This is a genomic window from Thermocrinis jamiesonii, from assembly GCF_000702425.1.
Classification (GTDB): domain Bacteria; phylum Aquificota; class Aquificia; order Aquificales; family Aquificaceae; genus Thermocrinis; species Thermocrinis jamiesonii.
This window is the reverse complement of the sequence record NZ_JNIE01000002.1, coordinates 346,989-363,472: the sequence shown is the minus strand read 5'-3', so window position 1 is coordinate 363,472 and position 16,484 is coordinate 346,989. Positions and strand designations below refer to the sequence as shown.

Annotated in this window: 16 protein-coding genes, 1 tRNA gene and 1 pseudogene; 11 read left to right on the top strand and 7 right to left on the bottom strand. The window is 40.6% G+C overall.

What is annotated here, in order from left to right; all coding sequences use genetic code 11:
- Genes K217_RS07880 through K217_RS0102035 form a run of 4 tightly spaced genes read left to right on the top strand, consistent with a single transcriptional unit; the run spans position 1 to position 2,056 of the window.
- Positions 1 to 240, top strand: a complete 240-nt coding sequence (locus K217_RS07880; RefSeq protein ID WP_029551469.1) for a DUF454 family protein — start codon at positions 1 to 3, stop codon at positions 238 to 240.
- Positions 195 to 644: a DUF2269 family protein gene (locus K217_RS0102045; protein ID WP_155991094.1), complete on the top strand. Its 450-nt coding sequence runs from the start codon at positions 195 to 197 to the stop codon at positions 642 to 644. Before K217_RS07880 ends, K217_RS0102045 begins: the two co-directional genes overlap by 46 nt.
- Entirely contained in the window at positions 641 to 1,246 is a 606-nt protein-coding gene (locus K217_RS0102040; RefSeq protein WP_029551467.1) for a 7-cyano-7-deazaguanine synthase, read from the top strand. The genes K217_RS0102045 and K217_RS0102040 overlap by 4 nt, the downstream gene beginning before the upstream one ends.
- Positions 1,247 to 1,294: 48 nt before the next feature.
- Complete coding sequence (locus tag K217_RS0102035; RefSeq protein ID WP_029551466.1) at positions 1,295 to 2,056, top strand: ABC transporter permease; 762 nt, start codon at positions 1,295 to 1,297, stop codon at positions 2,054 to 2,056.
- A 142-nt stretch (positions 2,057 to 2,198) separates the two neighbouring features.
- Here K217_RS0102035 and K217_RS0102030 read toward each other — a convergent pair whose 3' ends face one another.
- Together K217_RS0102030 and dnaB are read right to left on the bottom strand one after the other, a co-directional pair.
- Positions 2,199 to 2,540 carry a hypothetical protein gene (locus tag K217_RS0102030; RefSeq protein ID WP_029551465.1) on the bottom strand — a complete coding sequence of 114 codons (342 nt, stop codon included), beginning with the start codon at positions 2,538 to 2,540 and terminating at the stop codon, positions 2,199 to 2,201.
- Complete coding sequence (gene dnaB / locus K217_RS0102025) at positions 2,540 to 3,931, bottom strand: replicative DNA helicase (protein WP_231476971.1); 1,392 nt, start codon at positions 3,929 to 3,931, stop codon at positions 2,540 to 2,542. Before dnaB ends, K217_RS0102030 begins: the two co-directional genes overlap by 1 nt.
- Before the next feature lie 32 nt (positions 3,932 to 3,963).
- On the opposite strand from dnaB, the gene K217_RS0102020 reads away from it, so the two are divergent.
- Positions 3,964 to 4,050 (top strand) — tRNA-Leu (locus K217_RS0102020).
- Between the two features lie 7 nt (positions 4,051 to 4,057).
- Positions 4,058 to 5,533: a murein biosynthesis integral membrane protein MurJ gene (murJ, locus tag K217_RS0102015; RefSeq protein WP_029551463.1), complete on the top strand. Its 1,476-nt coding sequence runs from the start codon at positions 4,058 to 4,060 to the stop codon at positions 5,531 to 5,533.
- Between the two features lie 891 nt (positions 5,534 to 6,424).
- Here murJ and rpsT read toward each other — a convergent pair.
- On the bottom strand, positions 6,425 to 6,712 hold the full coding sequence (gene rpsT, locus K217_RS0102005; protein WP_029551462.1) for a 30S ribosomal protein S20: 288 nt from the start codon (positions 6,710 to 6,712) through the stop codon (positions 6,425 to 6,427).
- A gap of 247 nt (positions 6,713 to 6,959) precedes the next feature.
- On the opposite strand from rpsT, the pseudogene K217_RS07820 reads away from it, so the two are divergent.
- Positions 6,960 to 7,223 (top strand): annotated as a pseudogene (locus K217_RS07820) (c-type cytochrome); the annotation flags it as partial.
- Between the two features lie 27 nt (positions 7,224 to 7,250).
- Here K217_RS07820 and K217_RS0101995 read toward each other — a convergent pair.
- Together K217_RS0101995 and lysS are read right to left on the bottom strand one after the other, a co-directional pair.
- The gene (locus tag K217_RS0101995) at positions 7,251 to 8,543 is read right to left on the bottom strand and encodes an NAD(P)/FAD-dependent oxidoreductase (protein ID WP_029551460.1); all 1,293 of its coding nucleotides are present in this window, start codon (positions 8,541 to 8,543) and stop codon (positions 7,251 to 7,253) included.
- A 67-nt stretch (positions 8,544 to 8,610) separates the two neighbouring features.
- Complete coding sequence (gene lysS / locus K217_RS0101990; protein ID WP_029551459.1) at positions 8,611 to 10,323, bottom strand: lysine--tRNA ligase; 1,713 nt, start codon at positions 10,321 to 10,323, stop codon at positions 8,611 to 8,613.
- Between the two features lie 376 nt (positions 10,324 to 10,699).
- On the opposite strand from lysS, the gene K217_RS0101980 reads away from it, so the two are divergent.
- Entirely contained in the window at positions 10,700 to 11,428 is a 729-nt protein-coding gene (locus tag K217_RS0101980) for a LytR/AlgR family response regulator transcription factor (protein WP_029551458.1), read from the top strand.
- A gap of 68 nt (positions 11,429 to 11,496) precedes the next feature.
- Positions 11,497 to 11,814, top strand: coding sequence for a hypothetical protein (locus tag K217_RS0101975; protein ID WP_029551457.1), 318 nt, complete (start codon positions 11,497 to 11,499; stop codon positions 11,812 to 11,814).
- Here K217_RS0101975 and K217_RS0101970 read toward each other — a convergent pair.
- Complete coding sequence (locus tag K217_RS0101970) at positions 11,769 to 12,794, bottom strand: sensor histidine kinase (protein ID WP_029551456.1); 1,026 nt, start codon at positions 12,792 to 12,794, stop codon at positions 11,769 to 11,771. The genes K217_RS0101975 and K217_RS0101970 overlap by 46 nt on opposite strands.
- Positions 12,776 to 14,245 carry a phytoene desaturase family protein gene (locus K217_RS0101965; protein WP_052178035.1) on the bottom strand — a complete coding sequence of 490 codons (1,470 nt, stop codon included), beginning with the start codon at positions 14,243 to 14,245 and terminating at the stop codon, positions 12,776 to 12,778. Before K217_RS0101965 ends, K217_RS0101970 begins: the two co-directional genes overlap by 19 nt.
- Before the next feature lie 129 nt (positions 14,246 to 14,374).
- Here K217_RS0101965 and K217_RS0101960 point away from each other — a divergent pair, with 129 nt between their 5' ends.
- Complete coding sequence (locus K217_RS0101960) at positions 14,375 to 15,442, top strand: bis-aminopropyl spermidine synthase family protein (protein ID WP_029551454.1); 1,068 nt, start codon at positions 14,375 to 14,377, stop codon at positions 15,440 to 15,442.
- Positions 15,417 to 16,346 carry a tRNA (5-methylaminomethyl-2-thiouridine)(34)-methyltransferase MnmD gene (locus tag K217_RS0101955; protein ID WP_231476970.1) on the top strand — a complete coding sequence of 310 codons (930 nt, stop codon included), beginning with the start codon at positions 15,417 to 15,419 and terminating at the stop codon, positions 16,344 to 16,346. The genes K217_RS0101960 and K217_RS0101955 overlap by 26 nt, the downstream gene beginning before the upstream one ends.
- The last annotated feature ends 138 nt before the right edge of the window (positions 16,347 to 16,484 follow it).

The following is a 16,484-nucleotide window of genomic DNA, read 5'->3' as shown; positions in this document are numbered from 1 at the left end:
ATGAAGTGGATGTATAAGTTATTTGCATGGTTTTTTGTGTTTCTTGCGTTTATTGGACTTTTTGTTCCTTTGATTCCCACAGTACCGTTTTTCTTGCTCGCAATCTTTTTTATGCTTAAGTCTTCAAAGAGAGATTTGGTTAGAATAAAGAGAATTCCTTTTGTAGGCAAAAGGATCTATCCCTATATAAAAAGGTGGGCAAAGTGGAATATACGACCGCAAAGTTCTTACATCTCATAGGTGTTTTTCTTTGGACATCTTCTTCATCGTCTTTGGGGCTATTTATGCTCTATGGAAACTTTAAAGACACTGGATGTAAAAAAGAAGTCATAAGGACATTTTACAGGTGGATGACAAACTTAGAAATATTCGGGTTTTTGCTCGCACTTTCTATGGGTCTTTACATGTTATACCTTTTAGAATACAAATTCGACATAAATTGGCTTAACTACAAACTGCCTATAGTTTTCCTTATTTTTCTTCCCTTAGAGATAATAAACTTCTGGTTTGTGAATTTTAAAATACCAAAAAGCAAAGATAAGGAAAAGGCATACAAACAATACGATAGATTTAACTACATAGTTGCCTTACCTCTTGTGATAAGTTTTTTAGTGGTGGTATATTTGGCAGTGGTGAAGCCATGAATAAAGTGGTGGTTTTATTCAGTGGAGGTGTGGAAAGCTCTTGCTTGCTTTACTTTTATCTTTCAAAGGAATGGATAGTCTATCCCGCATATGTGATAACGGGCAGGTTCTGGGAGAAGTTTGAGTACAAAAGAGCTTCCGCCTTGTGGAGGTATGCAAAGAAAACTTATCCAAACCTTATGCCCATAAGGTGTGTGGTAACAAAGACCGCACCGACCGAGTCTAAGTTTATAAGGACAGAAGAAGAACTTTTTATCCCCCTTAGAAATCTTACCCTTTTAACCGCAGTAGGTAGCTACGCACTATCAAAAGATGCAAAACATATAGCCATAGGCAGTCTTGGGTTGTATCCTTTCCCTGACAACGATTTTGGCTACCTTCAAAAAGTTGAAGCTTTGATATCTAAAGGTGCAAATACATCGCTAAAAATATGTGCTCCGCTATTTGGTATGGAAAAGTGGGAGGTGGTTCAAAAATTCAAAGGTCTTGTTCCCTTTCATCTTACTTTCTCTTGCATAAACCCCGTAGTTCGTAAGGGAAAGATTCTGCACTGTGGCAAGTGTATAAAGTGCGTGGAAAGAAAGAAAGCTTTTAGCATATAATTGAAGGTTAAGAAAAAGCATTTACACCGCTTATAATTATACACTTCCATGGATGAATTTACCCTCAATCTGAACGTTTTCCCATACACCTTTCTTCTGATTTTGTTTGTTGTTTTTGTTTCTTATGTGAGCCATCTAAAGGCAGAAAGGGACCTGATAGAAAGCTCTTTAAGAACTACAGTTCAGCTTATGCTGATAGGTTACGCACTAAAAGTTATACTCAACGTCAAGTCGCTGGTTTCGTCCCTTTTGATTTTGTTGATTATGTCAGCAGTAGCATCTTTTGTGGCGGTGGAAAGGTTACGCTTGAGCGAATCTTTCTTAAAGAGCTGGGTTATAAGCTTTATTTCTTTGAACATTCCTACAGCCCTTGTTTTTGCCTTTTTACTTCTGTTAGGTTTAAAAAGCTATAGTCCCCTTGAACTTATAACACTTTGGGGTTTGATCTTGGGAAACTCGTTAAGTAATATTGGTCTAACTTTTGAAAGGCTTAAATCGGAAGTTATAAGCAGGCGGTCAGAAATTGAGGCTATGGTTTCCTTAGGTGCTCCTCTTAGAGTAGCTATGCTTGAGTTAATGCAAAATGCCATAAGGACATCTATGATGCCAAAATACAATATGCTAAAATCTGCAGGTATAGTTCATATACCTGGCGTAGCGGTTGGAATGGTAGTAGGTGGAGTAGATCCATTGGAAGCTATGGCGTTTCAGATAGTGGTCTTGCTTATGATAATTTCCGTTGGCTTTCTTACTTCCTATATGGTGATAAATCTTACTTACAAATCTATTCTAAGGTTTGCTAATGGCTAAGCTAAATTCCTTTCCACAAGCACAAAAGAGTATTCTTTAGTTTTGTCTTTTGCACAAAGTCATAATTATGCACGACCGCCAATTTTCGGAAAAATACCTTCATTTGCGAGTAGCACTCCCTTGACAAAATTACTGATATCTCTTAAGTATAGAGCTGGAAAGAAAGATCCTTAAATTCAAACCTCAAGTTTTTTTCTGGGATTTCCAAAAAGATCTTAAGCGAATGCATTGGCTTATACTTTAAAGCTTCGCTGTAAAACTCTTTACCTTGCTCCTCTTGGCCTAAGCTAAAGTTTATTAAGCTTAAAAGTGCATACTTTTCATAGCAATCTTCTGCGATCATAAGCCATTTGGTGGCTTCCAAGTACTTAAACTCCGTTATATACCTTACACCTATCCAAAAGGGAGATTTTTCGTGTTTCAGGTCTTCCTTGGTTAGTTTCTTACCGTCTCTGTAAAGAAGTATTCTAAACTTTACCCTCATCAGAAGTCAAAATCGTAGTCCTCTGTAGAAATCTCTTCCTCAAGTTCCTGTGGCGCATAAGTTTCCACCCTGCTTTGATAGGTGGGTGATAAAGACTTAAACATGGTCGTATCCTTCATAAATGCCAACTTTACTATTCCAGTGGGTCCCTGTCTTTGCTTTGCGACTATTATTTCCGCTATGCCTTCTTCTTCTGGCGGTGGGTTCTTTTTGTAATATTCTGGTCTGTGAATAAAGAGGATAAGGTCTGCGTCCTGTTCAATTTGACCAGATTCTCTTAGGTCCGCAAGTTGGGGTCTTTTATCACTTCTGTGTTCTACCTGACGAGAAAGCTGTGCCAAGGCTACCACGGGGACGGAAATCTCTTTTGCCAAAGCTTTAAGGTTTCTTGAAATTTCCGCTACTTCTTCTTGGCGGGAGCTTCTTCTGTGGGGCGGTCTAAGGAGCTGTAGATAATCCACGAATATTATTTGGATTCCCTTTTCCTTCTTCAGTTTTCTACTTTTTATCCTAAGCTCTGTGGTGGAAAGGGTAGGAGTGTCATCTATGTATATATTACAAGAAGAAAGTTCCAAGGCAGCGTTTAGTAACTTTTCCCAGTCTTCCTCTGATATAAAGCCCTTTCTTATGTTTTGAAGGGGCACCTTTGAAAGCATAGAAAGCATTCTCATAACAAGCTGTTCTTTACTCATCTCCAAAGAAAACAAAGCCAAAGGGACCTTTTCTTCCAAAGCAAGGTTCATCGCCACAGACAGCATAAAGCTTGTTTTTCCCATTCCGGGCCTTGCGGCGATTATAACAAGGTCAGAAGGGTGAAAGCCTGTGGTGAGCATGTCTAATTCTATAAAACCAGAAGGCATTCCAGTTACAAGTCTCTCCTCTTTACTTCTCTTTTCTATTATTTCCAATACTTGGTTTGTAACATCCTTTATGTGTTGGTATTGGGCAACTTGATGCTTCTCTGATATTTCGTATATCCTTTGTATAGCCTTTTCAAACAAACTGTTTAGGTCTGGACTTTCTTTTATGCCTTTGAGTATTTCTATGGATAATTCCATGAGTTTTCTAAGTCCCGACTTTTCTTTTACGCTATTTATTGCTTCTTCAAGAAGCACTCCTTCTGCTGCTTCTTGTGCTAAAGCATACACAAAATCCATGCTTATCCTGTTTTGTAGTCCAGACTTTAAGATGTAGTTGTTTATGACTATGTCGTCCCAATCTTTTCCTTTGTCTTCCCAAATCTTGCAAAGAAGTGAAAAAAGAAGGCGATGATCTTCAAAGAAAAAATCCTCCTCCCTTAGATGTTCAAGGACGGTGGGTATATTTTCAGGATCCTTTATCATAGCTCCCAACACTGCTCTTTCTGCCAACTCGTCCTTGGGGAGTTCCATTGGTTCAATCATGGTATATAATTTTAAAAATAGCCGGAGTGGCGGAATTGGCAGACGCGCTGTCTTGAGGGGGCAGTGCCCGTAAGGGCGTGCGGGTTCGACTCCCGCCTCCGGCACCAAAAATAAATGCGAATAATAAAACACGGTATAGCCTTTTCCATAGCGACATTAATCAGCAGAATAGTAGGTTATGTTAGAGATGCTTTAATAGCTTACTATTTTGGTGTATCAAGTATTACGGACGCTTTCTTTGTAGCCTTTCGGCTTCCCAATACCTTCAGAAGGCTATTTGGAGAAGGAGGTTTTAACGCTGCCTTTGTTCCGATATACGCCAAGGATATAAAGGAGGGAAAAGAAAGGGAGTTTCTCCAATCCACCTTCACATACTATCTTCTTATAAACCTTTTTACTACCTTACTGCTTGTGCTTTTTGCAGAGCAAATAATAAGCCTTATAGCACCAGGAATTAGGGCTAAATCCTACTTTGAACTAACTGTTTTTATGAGCAGGTGGATATTTCTCTACCTTTTCTTTGTAGGTCTTTCTGCTTTTTTTATGGCGGTTTTGAATACAAGAGGTATTTTCTTTGTGCCTGCTTTTGCCCAAGCGGTTTTTAACTTAGGCTTTTCCTTAGTTGTTGTTGTCAGCGCTCACCACTTTGGTTACTATTCGCTCATAGCGGGTGTTCTCTTAGGTGGTCTTTTTCAGCTTCTTTTTCATTTTCCCTTTTTGAAAGGAGTTCCTTTGGGCTTTAGCCTAAGGTTCCATCCACATGTAAAGCTACTATTCAAAAGACTTTTGCCAGCGCTTGCGGGCTTTGGCGTAGCCCAACTTTCCTTTTTTATTGATACTTTCTTGGCTTCTTTTTTAGCCCTTGGTTCCATATCTTACCTTTATTATGCTAACCGTATCTTTCAGCTTCCCTTGGGTGCTATATCTGTTGGTATAGCAAATTCTTTGCTTTCTGCCCTTTCCCATGGAGAGGACAAAGTAAAAAACACAACTTTAGCATTTCGCTTTATACTCTTGCTTTCTTTCCCGTCGGTTGTGGGTCTTTTAGTCTTTGCAGAGCAAATAGTAGAGCTTTTATACGGTAGGGGAAAGTTCTTAGAGAACGATGTTAAGGTGGTTGCCTTGGTCCTTCAGGCATACAGCTTAGGTTTGGTTTTCTTTTCCCTTCAAAAAGCCCTCAGCAGTGTATTTTTTGCAAGGGGAGACACATACACGCCTGTAAAGGCAAGTTTTTTGGGCATAATCTTTGAAGGTTTGACTGCTTACCTTTACGCCTTTGTCCTTAAGCTTGGTGTGGTAGGCTTGGCCTTAGGAACCGCCTCTTCTTCTGTTTTTTCCTTTGCATACCTTCTAAAAAATACCTACAAAATTATTGATTGGAGGGACTTTTTCTCCGGAATGGTAAAAATATTTTTTGCAGGTTTGCTGATGGGATGGTTTGGATTTACTCTAAAAGGAGTTAGTTTATTAATCAGCATACCAGCCTGCGCCTTTGCTTACTTTGCTGTTTTGTTGCTACTAAGAGAGAGATTACTAATTTTAGCTTTGGCTTATAGCAACCGCCTGACAAAAAGACTTTTGAACCCTTGAAAATATCTCCAACCTTTTTCTTGCTTGCCACACCAAAAGCACAAATGTGTGTTATAATTGGTAAAAGTTTCTGAGGGCTTTTGAATAGCCCTTGTCAAATTGGCAACTGAATAGGGATAGTTTTTCCTTTTGTTTTGTCTCAATTTAAGATAAGCTAATACTCCGTTTCTCAAGCTTCTGATAGATACCAGTCATCACAAAAACATAAAGTCATAATTATGTAATTGCACAAAGTCATAATTATGCACGATTGTTTAAAGCATTGGGAGACAAGGACTTAAATTTGACAATAACACACTCAACTTTGCACAACCTCGGATTTTCGGAAAATAACCTTCATTTGCGAGGGGGACCCCCTTGACAAAATTATTGATTTACCTTATTTTGATTAAGGTGGTTAGTTGGGGTTCTAAGCCCACTGTGTGGGATGGAGACTGAATGGCTTTTTACTATGGAGCAGGCGTCTCGGGTGATGTTCTAAGCCCACTGTGTGGGATGGAGACTACATTGTCTATCTCATCTAAAGTCGTTTTTATACCTGTTCTAAGCCCACTGTGTGGGATGGAGACTCTCTAAATCCATCGGAATTCCATTGCTTATGCAATATCGTTCTAAGCCCACTGTGTGGGATGGAGACAAGCTCTGTAAGTCTTGTCGTTATCGGTATTTCACCTAAGTTCTAAGCCCACTGTGTGGGATGGAGATTTGCTTGTTCCCTCTGAAAAAACCGCCCTCCCTGATGCAGGTGGAATGGAAAGCTTTTTTAAGTTTTATCTCTTTTTCAAAACTTTTTGCTTGGCTCAGTATAGTTGAAACTTCTCAGCTCAAACTCAAAAAACCACGTTAGCGAACTCTTGGAAAACTTGCTTGGTATTGCTACTGAGAAAGAATCTATTTATTTTGGCTTTGGGCTTTGGCAAGGGCTTGATTAAAAAGCTTTTGGATCCTTGAACATCTCCTACTTGCCTCGTTTTTGTGGATTACACCCTTAGAAGCTGTGTGTTGAATTATGGATATGACCTTTGGCAAATACTCCTTAGCTTCCTCTATTTTACCTTCGGCTATCAGTTTCTTAAAGTTCCTTATATAGGTCTTCATACGGGAAAGGTGGTATCTGTTTCTTATTCTCCTCTTTGCGTCCCTTCTCATACGCTTTTCAGCTTGCTTAGTGTTTGGCATGCGCAACCTCCTAAAATAATATTATAACAAACTTTCTAAAGGAGGTTTTAAGATGAAGCGCTTAGTTGTTGCAGGTTTGGCAGGTCTTGCTTTATTTGCGGTTTCTTGCCAACAAAAGCCTAAGGAAGAGGCTGAACAGCCTTCCACACCAACACAGGAACAACAGGCTAAACAAGAACCCACCGCAAAGGAACAAACAGCTCAACAGGCACAGGAACAGCAGGCTAAACAAGAAGAGAAACCACAGGTTGTTGCTCAGGCACCTACCGCTGTTAATGCAGAGGCTTTGGCTAAATCAAAGGGCTGTTTTGCCTGCCACGACATTAACGTAAAGAAGGTAGGACCTGCCTTTAAGGATGTGGCAAAGAAAGAAGCGGGAAAGGTGGATGAGGTAGCTCATAAGATCAAAAATGGTGGAGTGGGTGAGTGGGGAAATGTGCCTATGCCACCACAAAATGTCACAGAAGAAGAGGCAAAGCAGTTGGCTCAGTGGATACTCTCGCTTAAATAAAGAAAGCGGGGGCTTTGCCCCGCTTTTTTAACAAGCTTGTCCGGGTGCTCCAGAACAATCTGCGCAGAGAACCACTCCCTTTGATCCAAAGAATATCTTTAATCCTTCCTCTTCAAACCAAGGGGCAATGTTTCCACGTGCTATTTTCCACATAAAGTATCTTTCAAAGGCAGACTTTACAAGGTGTGCCCATCTACCCTTTCCAAATTTGACCTCCGCCCTTGGGGGAAGGACTGGCCTTGCATAGAAAAAGCTTGCATCTGCACCCATATCAGCTATGCATATGGCAGAAAGTTCGGGCGCATACCTATCTGTAGAGTTCCTTATATCGCTTACTATGTTTTTTGCTACAGCCATTGCCATCTGCTCTATCATCATTCCTGTTTTGGGTGCGCCTGTAGGTATAGGCGTTTGTTCTACAGGAGGAATGGCAGTTACCACACCCACACCATAAATGTTTTTGTAGGTTGGGTTCTGAAAGCATTTGTTAACTATAACCATCTTATTTGCAGGATTTGCTACCTTATCTCCCGCAGAAGCTACCACATCTGGACCCATAAACCTTGGCATAAGCATGGAAAGCTTACAAGGCTCCTCGTATGTATTTCCGTTTAGGTCTTCGTAAATTACCTTATCTGGCTCCACTTTGGTGATCTTTACATTGCTTACATACCTTATACTCCTCTCTGCAAACAGGTCTTCCATTATTCTTCTGGATGGACCCACACCACCAAGTCCCATATGTCCCACATAGGGTTCTGAAGTTATGTAGGTTATAGGGACTTTGTGTCTTAGGTTTCTTTTCTTTAGCTCGTAGTGTAGCATAAAAGCAAACTCATAGGCTGGTCCAAAACAGCTAACTCCAGGTATGGCACCAACTACCACAGGACCCGGATTTCTGTAAAATTCTTCCAGTTTCTTTTGAAGTTCTAAGGCATGCTCTGCGGTACATACGGAAGTGGAGTATTGTTCCTGCCCTTCTGCACCGAACACAAGTTTGGGACCGGTAGCAATGACCAAGTAGTCGTATCCTATCTCCTTTCCAGAGGTGGTCCAAAGCTTGTTGTTGTCTGGGTCTATTCTTTCTCCGTTTTCCGGCACGTAATCAATACCGTGTTTGGGAAGCAGGCTTCCAAGGGGGATAGTTATGTCCTCAAACCTTCTCCACCCCAAAGCTAAGTGTGGATAAGAAGGCGTAAAGCCAAAGTAGGGTCTGCCTGATACTACGGTTATTCTTAGGCTTTTGTCTAAGCGCCTGAGGTTATAAGCGGTTGCTAATCCACCTATTCCACCACCAAGTATTACCACATGCTTACTCACGGCACACCTCCTTTAAAAGGTTAGCTTATAACATTATAAGAATTTGTTAAAAAACCTACCGCTTGAGTTATAGACTTTGTCTGAGTGCGGGGAAGAGTATAACCTCCCTTATGGAATCCACATCTGACAAAAGCATAACCAACCTATCTATGCCTATGCCCTCTCCAGCGGTTGGAGGCATACCATACTCCAATGCCCTTATAAAGTCCTCATCCATAGCCATCGCTTCCTCGTCTCCCATTTCTTTCTCCTTTAACTGCTCTAAAAACCTTTCCCTTTGTTCAAAGGGATCGTTTAACTCCGTATACGCATTGGCTATTTCTTTGCCTGCTACAAAAAGCTCAAATCTCTCTACCAAATCTGGATCCTTTCTGTGGGTCTTTGCCAAAGGAGAGAGGATCTTAGGAAAATCCACCACAAAACAAGGTCCCCACAGTTCGTCCTCCACCAGCACGTCAAAAACCTTGTCTATAAGCTTGGCATGGGTTAGTGTCTCAGCCCTTGGTATGCCAAGCTCTATTGCCAGCTTTCTAAGTCCATCCAGATCTCTTAGGAAAAAATCCTTATCCTTACCCGTCTTTTCTTCTAAAAGTTGGAAGTAGGAGTATCTTTTGTAGGGGGGCGTAAAGTCCAATTCCTTGCCCTGATACTTTATCTTAAGGCTTCCCATAAGGGTGGTTAGAAGATAAGAAAAGAGTTCTTCTGTAAAGGACATAAGGTTGTTGTAATCCCAATAGGCGCAGTAAAACTCAAGCATGGTAAATTCAGGGTTGTGGGTAGTATCCACCCCTTCATTACGAAAGTTTTTGCCTATTTCATAGACCTTATTAAAACCTCCTACTACCAAGCGTTTTAGGTAAAGCTCCGGAGCTATTCTGAGGTATAGGTTCTGCTCTAAGTAATTGTGATAGGTGATAAAGGGTTTGGCGTTTGCTCCAGAGGCTATGGGCTGTAGTATTGGAGTTTCCACCTCAATGAAACCTTTGGAATCCAAAAATTTTCTAAGCTCAGATATTAGCCTATACCTTAAGAAAAAGATCCTTCTGCTTTTTTCATTGGCTATCAGATCCAAGTATCTTTGCCTGTATCTTACTTCCACGTCCTTTAGACCGTGCCACTTTTCGGGTAAAGGGTGCAAACTTTTGGCAAGAAGTTTCCAATCCTTTACCTCCACCGTAAGCTCTCCGGTGTTTGTCCTAAAAAGAGTACCTCTAACCCCTATTATGTCTCCAGGATCTACTATCTCCTCAAACTCTTTAAAGGACGTTTCCCCCAACAGATCCTGCCTTAGGTATATCTGAAGCTTTCCTGTTGCATCCTGAATATGGGCGAAGACCGCTTTTCCCATTGAGCGCAAAGTTATTACCCTCCCCGCTACAGAAATCTCTTCTGGCTCTGGCTCAAGGTCGTATTCTTTTTTTACATCCAAAACATTCAAACAGTCCCCTTCAGAAAGCGTAGCGGAATCCAAAAAGAGCCTACCATCCAATCTTGTGAGGATCCCTTCCAAAACTACCTCTTTGCCCTGTTCCAGCTGATGTGCGGTTCTTACCCAAATCTCCACCTTAGCCTCTAAGTCCTCCAACCTTATCACAAACATATCATCCTGCTTTGAAATCCTTTTCACTTTTCCCCGGATCTTAACCTTTTTGTTGGGTGGTGGATCTTTTTCGTATCTCTTTCTTATGTCCCCAAGGTTTCCGCTTATGTCGTAAGAGTAGGGATAGGCGTAGTTCTGCTCTTTAATCCTGCTTAGCTTTTCAACTCTTGATTTTTCCATAAGTGAAGTATTTTATCAAAGCTTTGTGTATAAAATGATACTCTAAACTCTCAAAAGGAAATAAGTGCAAACCCAAAAGAAGGGTTTGGATTTTAATTTACAGTTATAACTAAACTCAAAAGGAGGTGAGACCATGATGCTACCAGAGCCTTTTAGGTTTATGAGAATAGGTTGGTGGATTGTCCATATAATCGGAATCACTTTAGTTTTCTTCCTGGGCAGATGGTCCGCTAGCTGAGCAGAAAACCACCAAAGCCTGTTCTGGGGGTCTCCCCCCCAAGAAAACAAAAAATAAACAATAAACAGCAAATATCAGTAGCTAAATGAAAATTAAGTTAGATTCAGATGAAACAAATGTTTTATAAATTTATATTCCATGAGTAGAATGCTTGTAGTAGAAGATGAACCTTTGGCAATGGAAAGAATAATCAGATTTCTCAGGGAGGCTGGTTATGAGTCTTTTGAAACTGCTCAGTCTGTGAAAGAAGCTATTCAAAAGCTACACGCTTACAAACCAGACGTTTTGATACTTGATATAAGGCTACCAGATGGTTACGGTCTTCAGGTAGCAAAGGAGTCCATGTCTTTGGAAAAGCCTCCTGCAGTAATATTCACCACAGCTTACCAAGAGTACGCAGTGGAAGCCTTCAAGCTAAATGCAGTAGATTACCTTCTTAAACCTTTCACAAAGGATGAGTTTATCCAAGCCATAGAGAAAGCTCTAAGTAGAAGAGAGCAAAACAAACAAGTTTTGGATAACTTTTTAAAAAAGATAAATTTCATCATTCCTGTGAAGATGGGCACTACTGTTGTGCTCCTTTCACCAGAAGACATATATTACATAAAGGCAGATTCTGGAGAATCGGAAATAAGAACTAAAGAGGGATTTTATCCCATTTCAAAAAAACTATACGAGCTGGAAGATGCTCTAAAACATTACAATTTCTTCAGAGTGCACAGATCCTACTTAGTTAATCTAAACAAGGTTGCAAAACTAAAATCTGGGGAGCAAAGCAAATACAGAATCTTCTTTAAAGACATAAACGATACAATAGAAACCAGTAGAGAAGGAGCAAAGAACTTGAGAGAGTTCTTTGATATATAGACATAAAACAAAATCTATCTGTAAAAACAAGAATACAAAAGTTGCTGTAAGTACAGATCTTGTTTCTTATGAAACAGGTCATCTATGACGGTAAGGTAGGTGGTTTTTTGAACTTATACGATAGCTTAGTATTTGAGCTTGACTACGTACCAAGTAAAATTTTTGTGGAAACAGTTTTTGGTAAACTGAACTTTTTTGTTCTTGGTAAAGATTACCCAAAGCTTGTGGAAGAGGATGCGAGGATTCTTAACTACCAAAATGGTATAAAGTATCATCTTCCAAAGGGTAGTCTTCAGTTAGACAGATATTTTATGTTTGGAAAGGTGGAGGCTGTTGCAATTCAGGGACTTGACTTGATAAACCTGTTTTGGCTTGAAGTGCTTTGACTTATCTCTACTCTGAATACCGAAAACTCTCTTTCTCTGTAATAATCAAGCTTCCCGCCTATTAAAGCTAACCTGTCTTTTACATTTTTAAGTCCAACACCTTCCTTTAGATTATTAAATCCTACGCCGTTGTCCATCACCTCGATGAAAAGCTTTCTATCCTTTTGCCTTACAACCACCTTTATAATTCCAGCTTGCCACTTTAATCCATGTTTTAGGGCGTTTTCCACAAGCATCTGCACACAAAACTTGGGTACTTTCACCTCTAAATCTACGTCTTCTTGCGTTTGTATTTCAAGACTTACTCTTTCTCTTACTCTAAGTTTAACTATACTCCAGTATTCCTTTAGGTTTTCCAGTTCTTCCCTGAGGGTGATAAGGAAGTCCGAGTAGAGGGTTTTCCTCAAGAACTTGGAAAAGTTAATCAACGCCTTTTCTGCCTCCTCTGGGTTTGTGGAAACCAGCTCCGCTATGGCGTTTAGGATGTTGAAAAGAAAGTGAGGGTTTATCTGAAGCTCTAAGTTTTTGAGCTCTTGGGTAACTAATCTAAGCTTTAGTCGTTCCCATTCTCTTTTAGAAATTACTATCAGATATATCAAAAAACCAACCGATGCGGTAAGTATTCCGAGAACGTTCAAAGAAACTATTAACTGGAACTGTTTAAGTTCAATGTCCAGAAGGGCAATGTACCTGCAAAGTATGTAGCCTATATAACCACCGAAAAATCCCGAAAGGTAGGCAAGTGCGAGGCTAAATGGTATTCTAAGGAGCTTAGGTATCCTTTTTATAAGGACCCTATTGTTTAATTCGGTGGTAATCAGGGATAGGATAAATATGAAAAAACCTATAATAGCTCCAGAAAGAGCATAAGTAGGCCAGCTATCTGAGATCAGAAAGCCGACAAAGGTGCCCATGCAGGCGCCCATCAGCAAGGCAAAAAGCATTATGTATACCCATTCTCTTAAGCGTAGTTCCAGCATTTTCTAAAGTCCTTTTCTATAGAGAGCAGAAGGTTTATTACTCCTACCGAAACTCCCAGCAGACCCTGACCGGGGAAGACCGTATCACCTACCAAGAATAAGCCATCCACCGTTGTAAAGGGAAGTGGATAGCGAAAGGGAAAATACTTGCGAACCATAGGAACTCCTCCCACCAAACCTTTGTATCTTTTGGTGTATCTTTCAAAGGTCTTTGGCGTACCCACAAAGGCATTCTGTATTGCACCTTTTAAAGCTGGAAGCTTTTTGTAAATTTTACATAATATCTCCTCCTTGATGAGTTCTTTTCGCATTTCGTAGTCTTCCTTCGTTATGTTTTCCCAGAGTTCAGGACGCGCGTGTGTGGATACAGTCAAGCTCAGATACTCTTGGGAAGACATTGTACTATCTTCGGGCAAAGAAAGAGAAAGGAAAAGCTCCTTGGTCCCGCCCACGCTAAGGGGCTCTTCTTCCAAGATAAGTATGTGGCTGGGAAGGTCCTTAGCACGTTCTTTTTTTACCTTTGCATAAAGGGTTATTGCAGACCAGGCTTTGGAATAAACTCTCTTAGCCTTTCTTGAAAATTCTTTTACAGAATCTATTTCTACAAGGTCTTCTAAATTCCAGATGGTCGTGTTTAGTATTACCCTCTTTGCTCTGAACTGCCCCTTGGATGTTTCCAGCAGGAAGTACCCATCAGCCTTGATCACTTTAAAAACAGTGGTTTTTCTGTATATCGTTGGTATAACCTTTGCTATGCTTTCAATCAGGTTGGACATGCCACCAAAGGAGTAGTAAGTTTTGTTTATAGGATAGGAAAGGCCCAAAAGGGCAACCGCGTAAGACACTTCTTTCAAAAATCCCTGGGAGGTTATTAAAGATATATAGTCAAGCAACAGCCGATAATCTTGGTGTCCGGCTATATAACTTTTGAAAGTTTGACCACCTCTTGCATACCAGAGCAGTTGTTGTATAGCTTCAAAGGGATGTCTTAAAAAGAACCCTAATATGCTGGTGTATCCAGAAAAAGGTAAGAACTTCCAAAGAGTTTGCCAAAGCCTATGGGAAGAACTTTTTAACTCAGACAGCAGTTTGTAGTTTGCCACTCCTTTAAAGTTGCTATCCAACTCCTGCAAAAGCCTTTCAGAATCCCACCAAAGATTGATCCTTTTATCCATCACAAGCACTTGCATAGACATAGGGAGTTCCTTTAAAGCTGGAGAAACCTCAAGAAAGCTTAGTATCTTTCCCAGAGGCATAGGCTCTTCTAAGCCTGTTATGGTGGTAGCTCCCGCGTTGTAATAAAAACCATCCTTTTTGAAGGTGCCAGCACAACCTCCCAGATAAGAAAGGCTCTCAAAAAGGATCACGGACCTACCAAGCTTGCTAAGCAAAGCAGAGGCCAGCACACCACCAACACCTCCTCCTACGACAGCATAGTCAAACATCTCCATCAAAGAGTAAGATACAGAAAACCTAGGTCATACAAAATAAGTTTATGGCTTTTACGCAAATCTATTTTTACAATTTATTGCAACGCCTGTGTTAAAATAAAACATCTAAGCCTATTTTAGGAGGTGTGCATGAAAACCTTGGTAGAACTTGCCAATAGGGCAAGAGAGCTAAGTGGAGTGAGAATTTACAAAAGGAATGTAGAAGCAGTGCTGTCCGCAGTTCAAAAAAGTGGAGATTTTTGGGAAATTATAGATATGTCTGACCTGCCGGTGCCTGCCGCATCCGGTATAGTAAAGGTGCTTATAGAAGAAGGCATTTTGTTTATAGACGACGAAGAAAACTTAAGATTAACTCAAAAGGGCTTTGACCTTGTTAGAGAGCTGGGAATAGAGCCCTTTACGGATTACACCTGTAAAGCTTGCGAAGGTAGGGGCATACCTTTTTATGCTGATATAGAGCTATACAGAGAGTTTATACAGCTAACCAAAGACAGACCAAAGGCTATAAGGGATTATGACCAAGGATCTGTTACACCAGAGACCACCATAGCAAGAGTGCTCTTTATTGACTCCCGTGGAGACCTGAGAAACAAAGACATAATAGTGCTTGGTGCGGAGGATGACCTAACAGGCTTGGCAATTGCGCTAACAAGAAAGGCAAGGAGCGTGTTGGTTATAGACATAGACAAAAGGCTTATTGACTTTGACAACAGAATATTCAAAGAGCTTGGCATAGACAATGCGGAGGCAAGGGTTTGGGACCTAAGAAATCCGTTTCCACAGGAAATGCTGGGAAAGTTTGACGTTTTCGTGTCTGATCCACCGGAGACTTTGCCAGCCTTCAGAGCCTTCATAGGAAGGGGAATAGCAACTCTCAGAGAAGAGGGAGGAGTGGGTTACTTTGGTCTAACACTTAGAGATTCTTCCGTCTTCCGCTGGAGGGACTTTCAGATAGCCCTAACATCGGAGTTTGGAGTAGCCATAACTGACATAGTGCAGGACTTCAATCACTATATAACTTGGGATTACCATAAGGAAACAAAGGCAGCAGAGCTGGCGCCTGTGAAAAAAGATCCCAAAACCATATGGTATAAATCCGCCTGGTACAGAGTGGAAGTCCTCCCTGGTTTTAAAAGGTGGAACGAAGTAATATCTGACAATGTTTTCTACCTTGACGAAGAGGGATCAACTACTTGAAGAAGAGTTAGAAAAGTTTTTGATAGAAGAAGGATACCGCTTAGAAGAAGGGCAAAAAAGGGAAGTTTTGAAAACCTTAAAGGGTTGGTTAAAACCTTCGGTTGAAGGTAAAGGTTGGGTCAAAACCAAAGACTGCTCTTTTACTTTTGTAGATCAGAACTATGGAGAGCCTTACCACAGCATAACCGCAGGTGCAATTACAGAATGCATAGAAAAGTTCATAGAGCCTTCAGACCTTCTCCAAAAGGCAGAAAGTGCAAAGCTTATAACGGTGGTGGATGTGGGTTTTGGTTTAGGATACAACACCGCAGTTCTTATTAAAAAGTTAAGGGATATAAACAAAAAGGTGAATATTCAGATTCTTTCTTTTGAAAAAACACTGCTTGAAGAAGTTTTACCTCCACCTGAAGAGTACAGACCTTATTGGCGCATGCTTTGGGATAATCTGCCTGAGTTTGAAAAGGAAGGAATAAGCTTTAAGCTTCTTTTAGGTGACGCAAGGGAGAAAGTTCAAGAGGTAAAGGACTTTCAAGCGGACGCTATTTTCCATGATGCCTTTTCCCCATACAAGAATCCAGAACTTTGGAGTCTGGACTTTTTAAAAAGGGTGACGAGCTTTCTAAAGCCAGAGGGTGTATGGGTGTCTTACACCTCTTCCCTTGCAGTTAGGAAGGCTTTAAAGATCTTAGGCTTTAACCTTCAGAATACGAAGGCTGTAGGAAGAAAATTAGGGGGAACAAAGGCAGGAAAAAAGATAGAACAAAACCTATCGGATGAAGACCTTAGAAAGCTTAACACCTCTCCCTATGCTGTTCCTTTCTTGGACCCAAATCTTAACAGAAAGCCAATTCAAATACTCATAGATTATGCCCTTAAAGTAGTTTATAAGTCGGATGAGAAATAGGTAATTTCTCACCCAGCGTGTGTGTTATTATAATAAAAGTTTGAGATGTATGTGAGCGTGCAGTTCAAACATAACAGCCTTCAGAGTGAGCCAAGCAATCCCAAGCATGGACTAGTAAGAACCTGTCAAAGTGCTTGG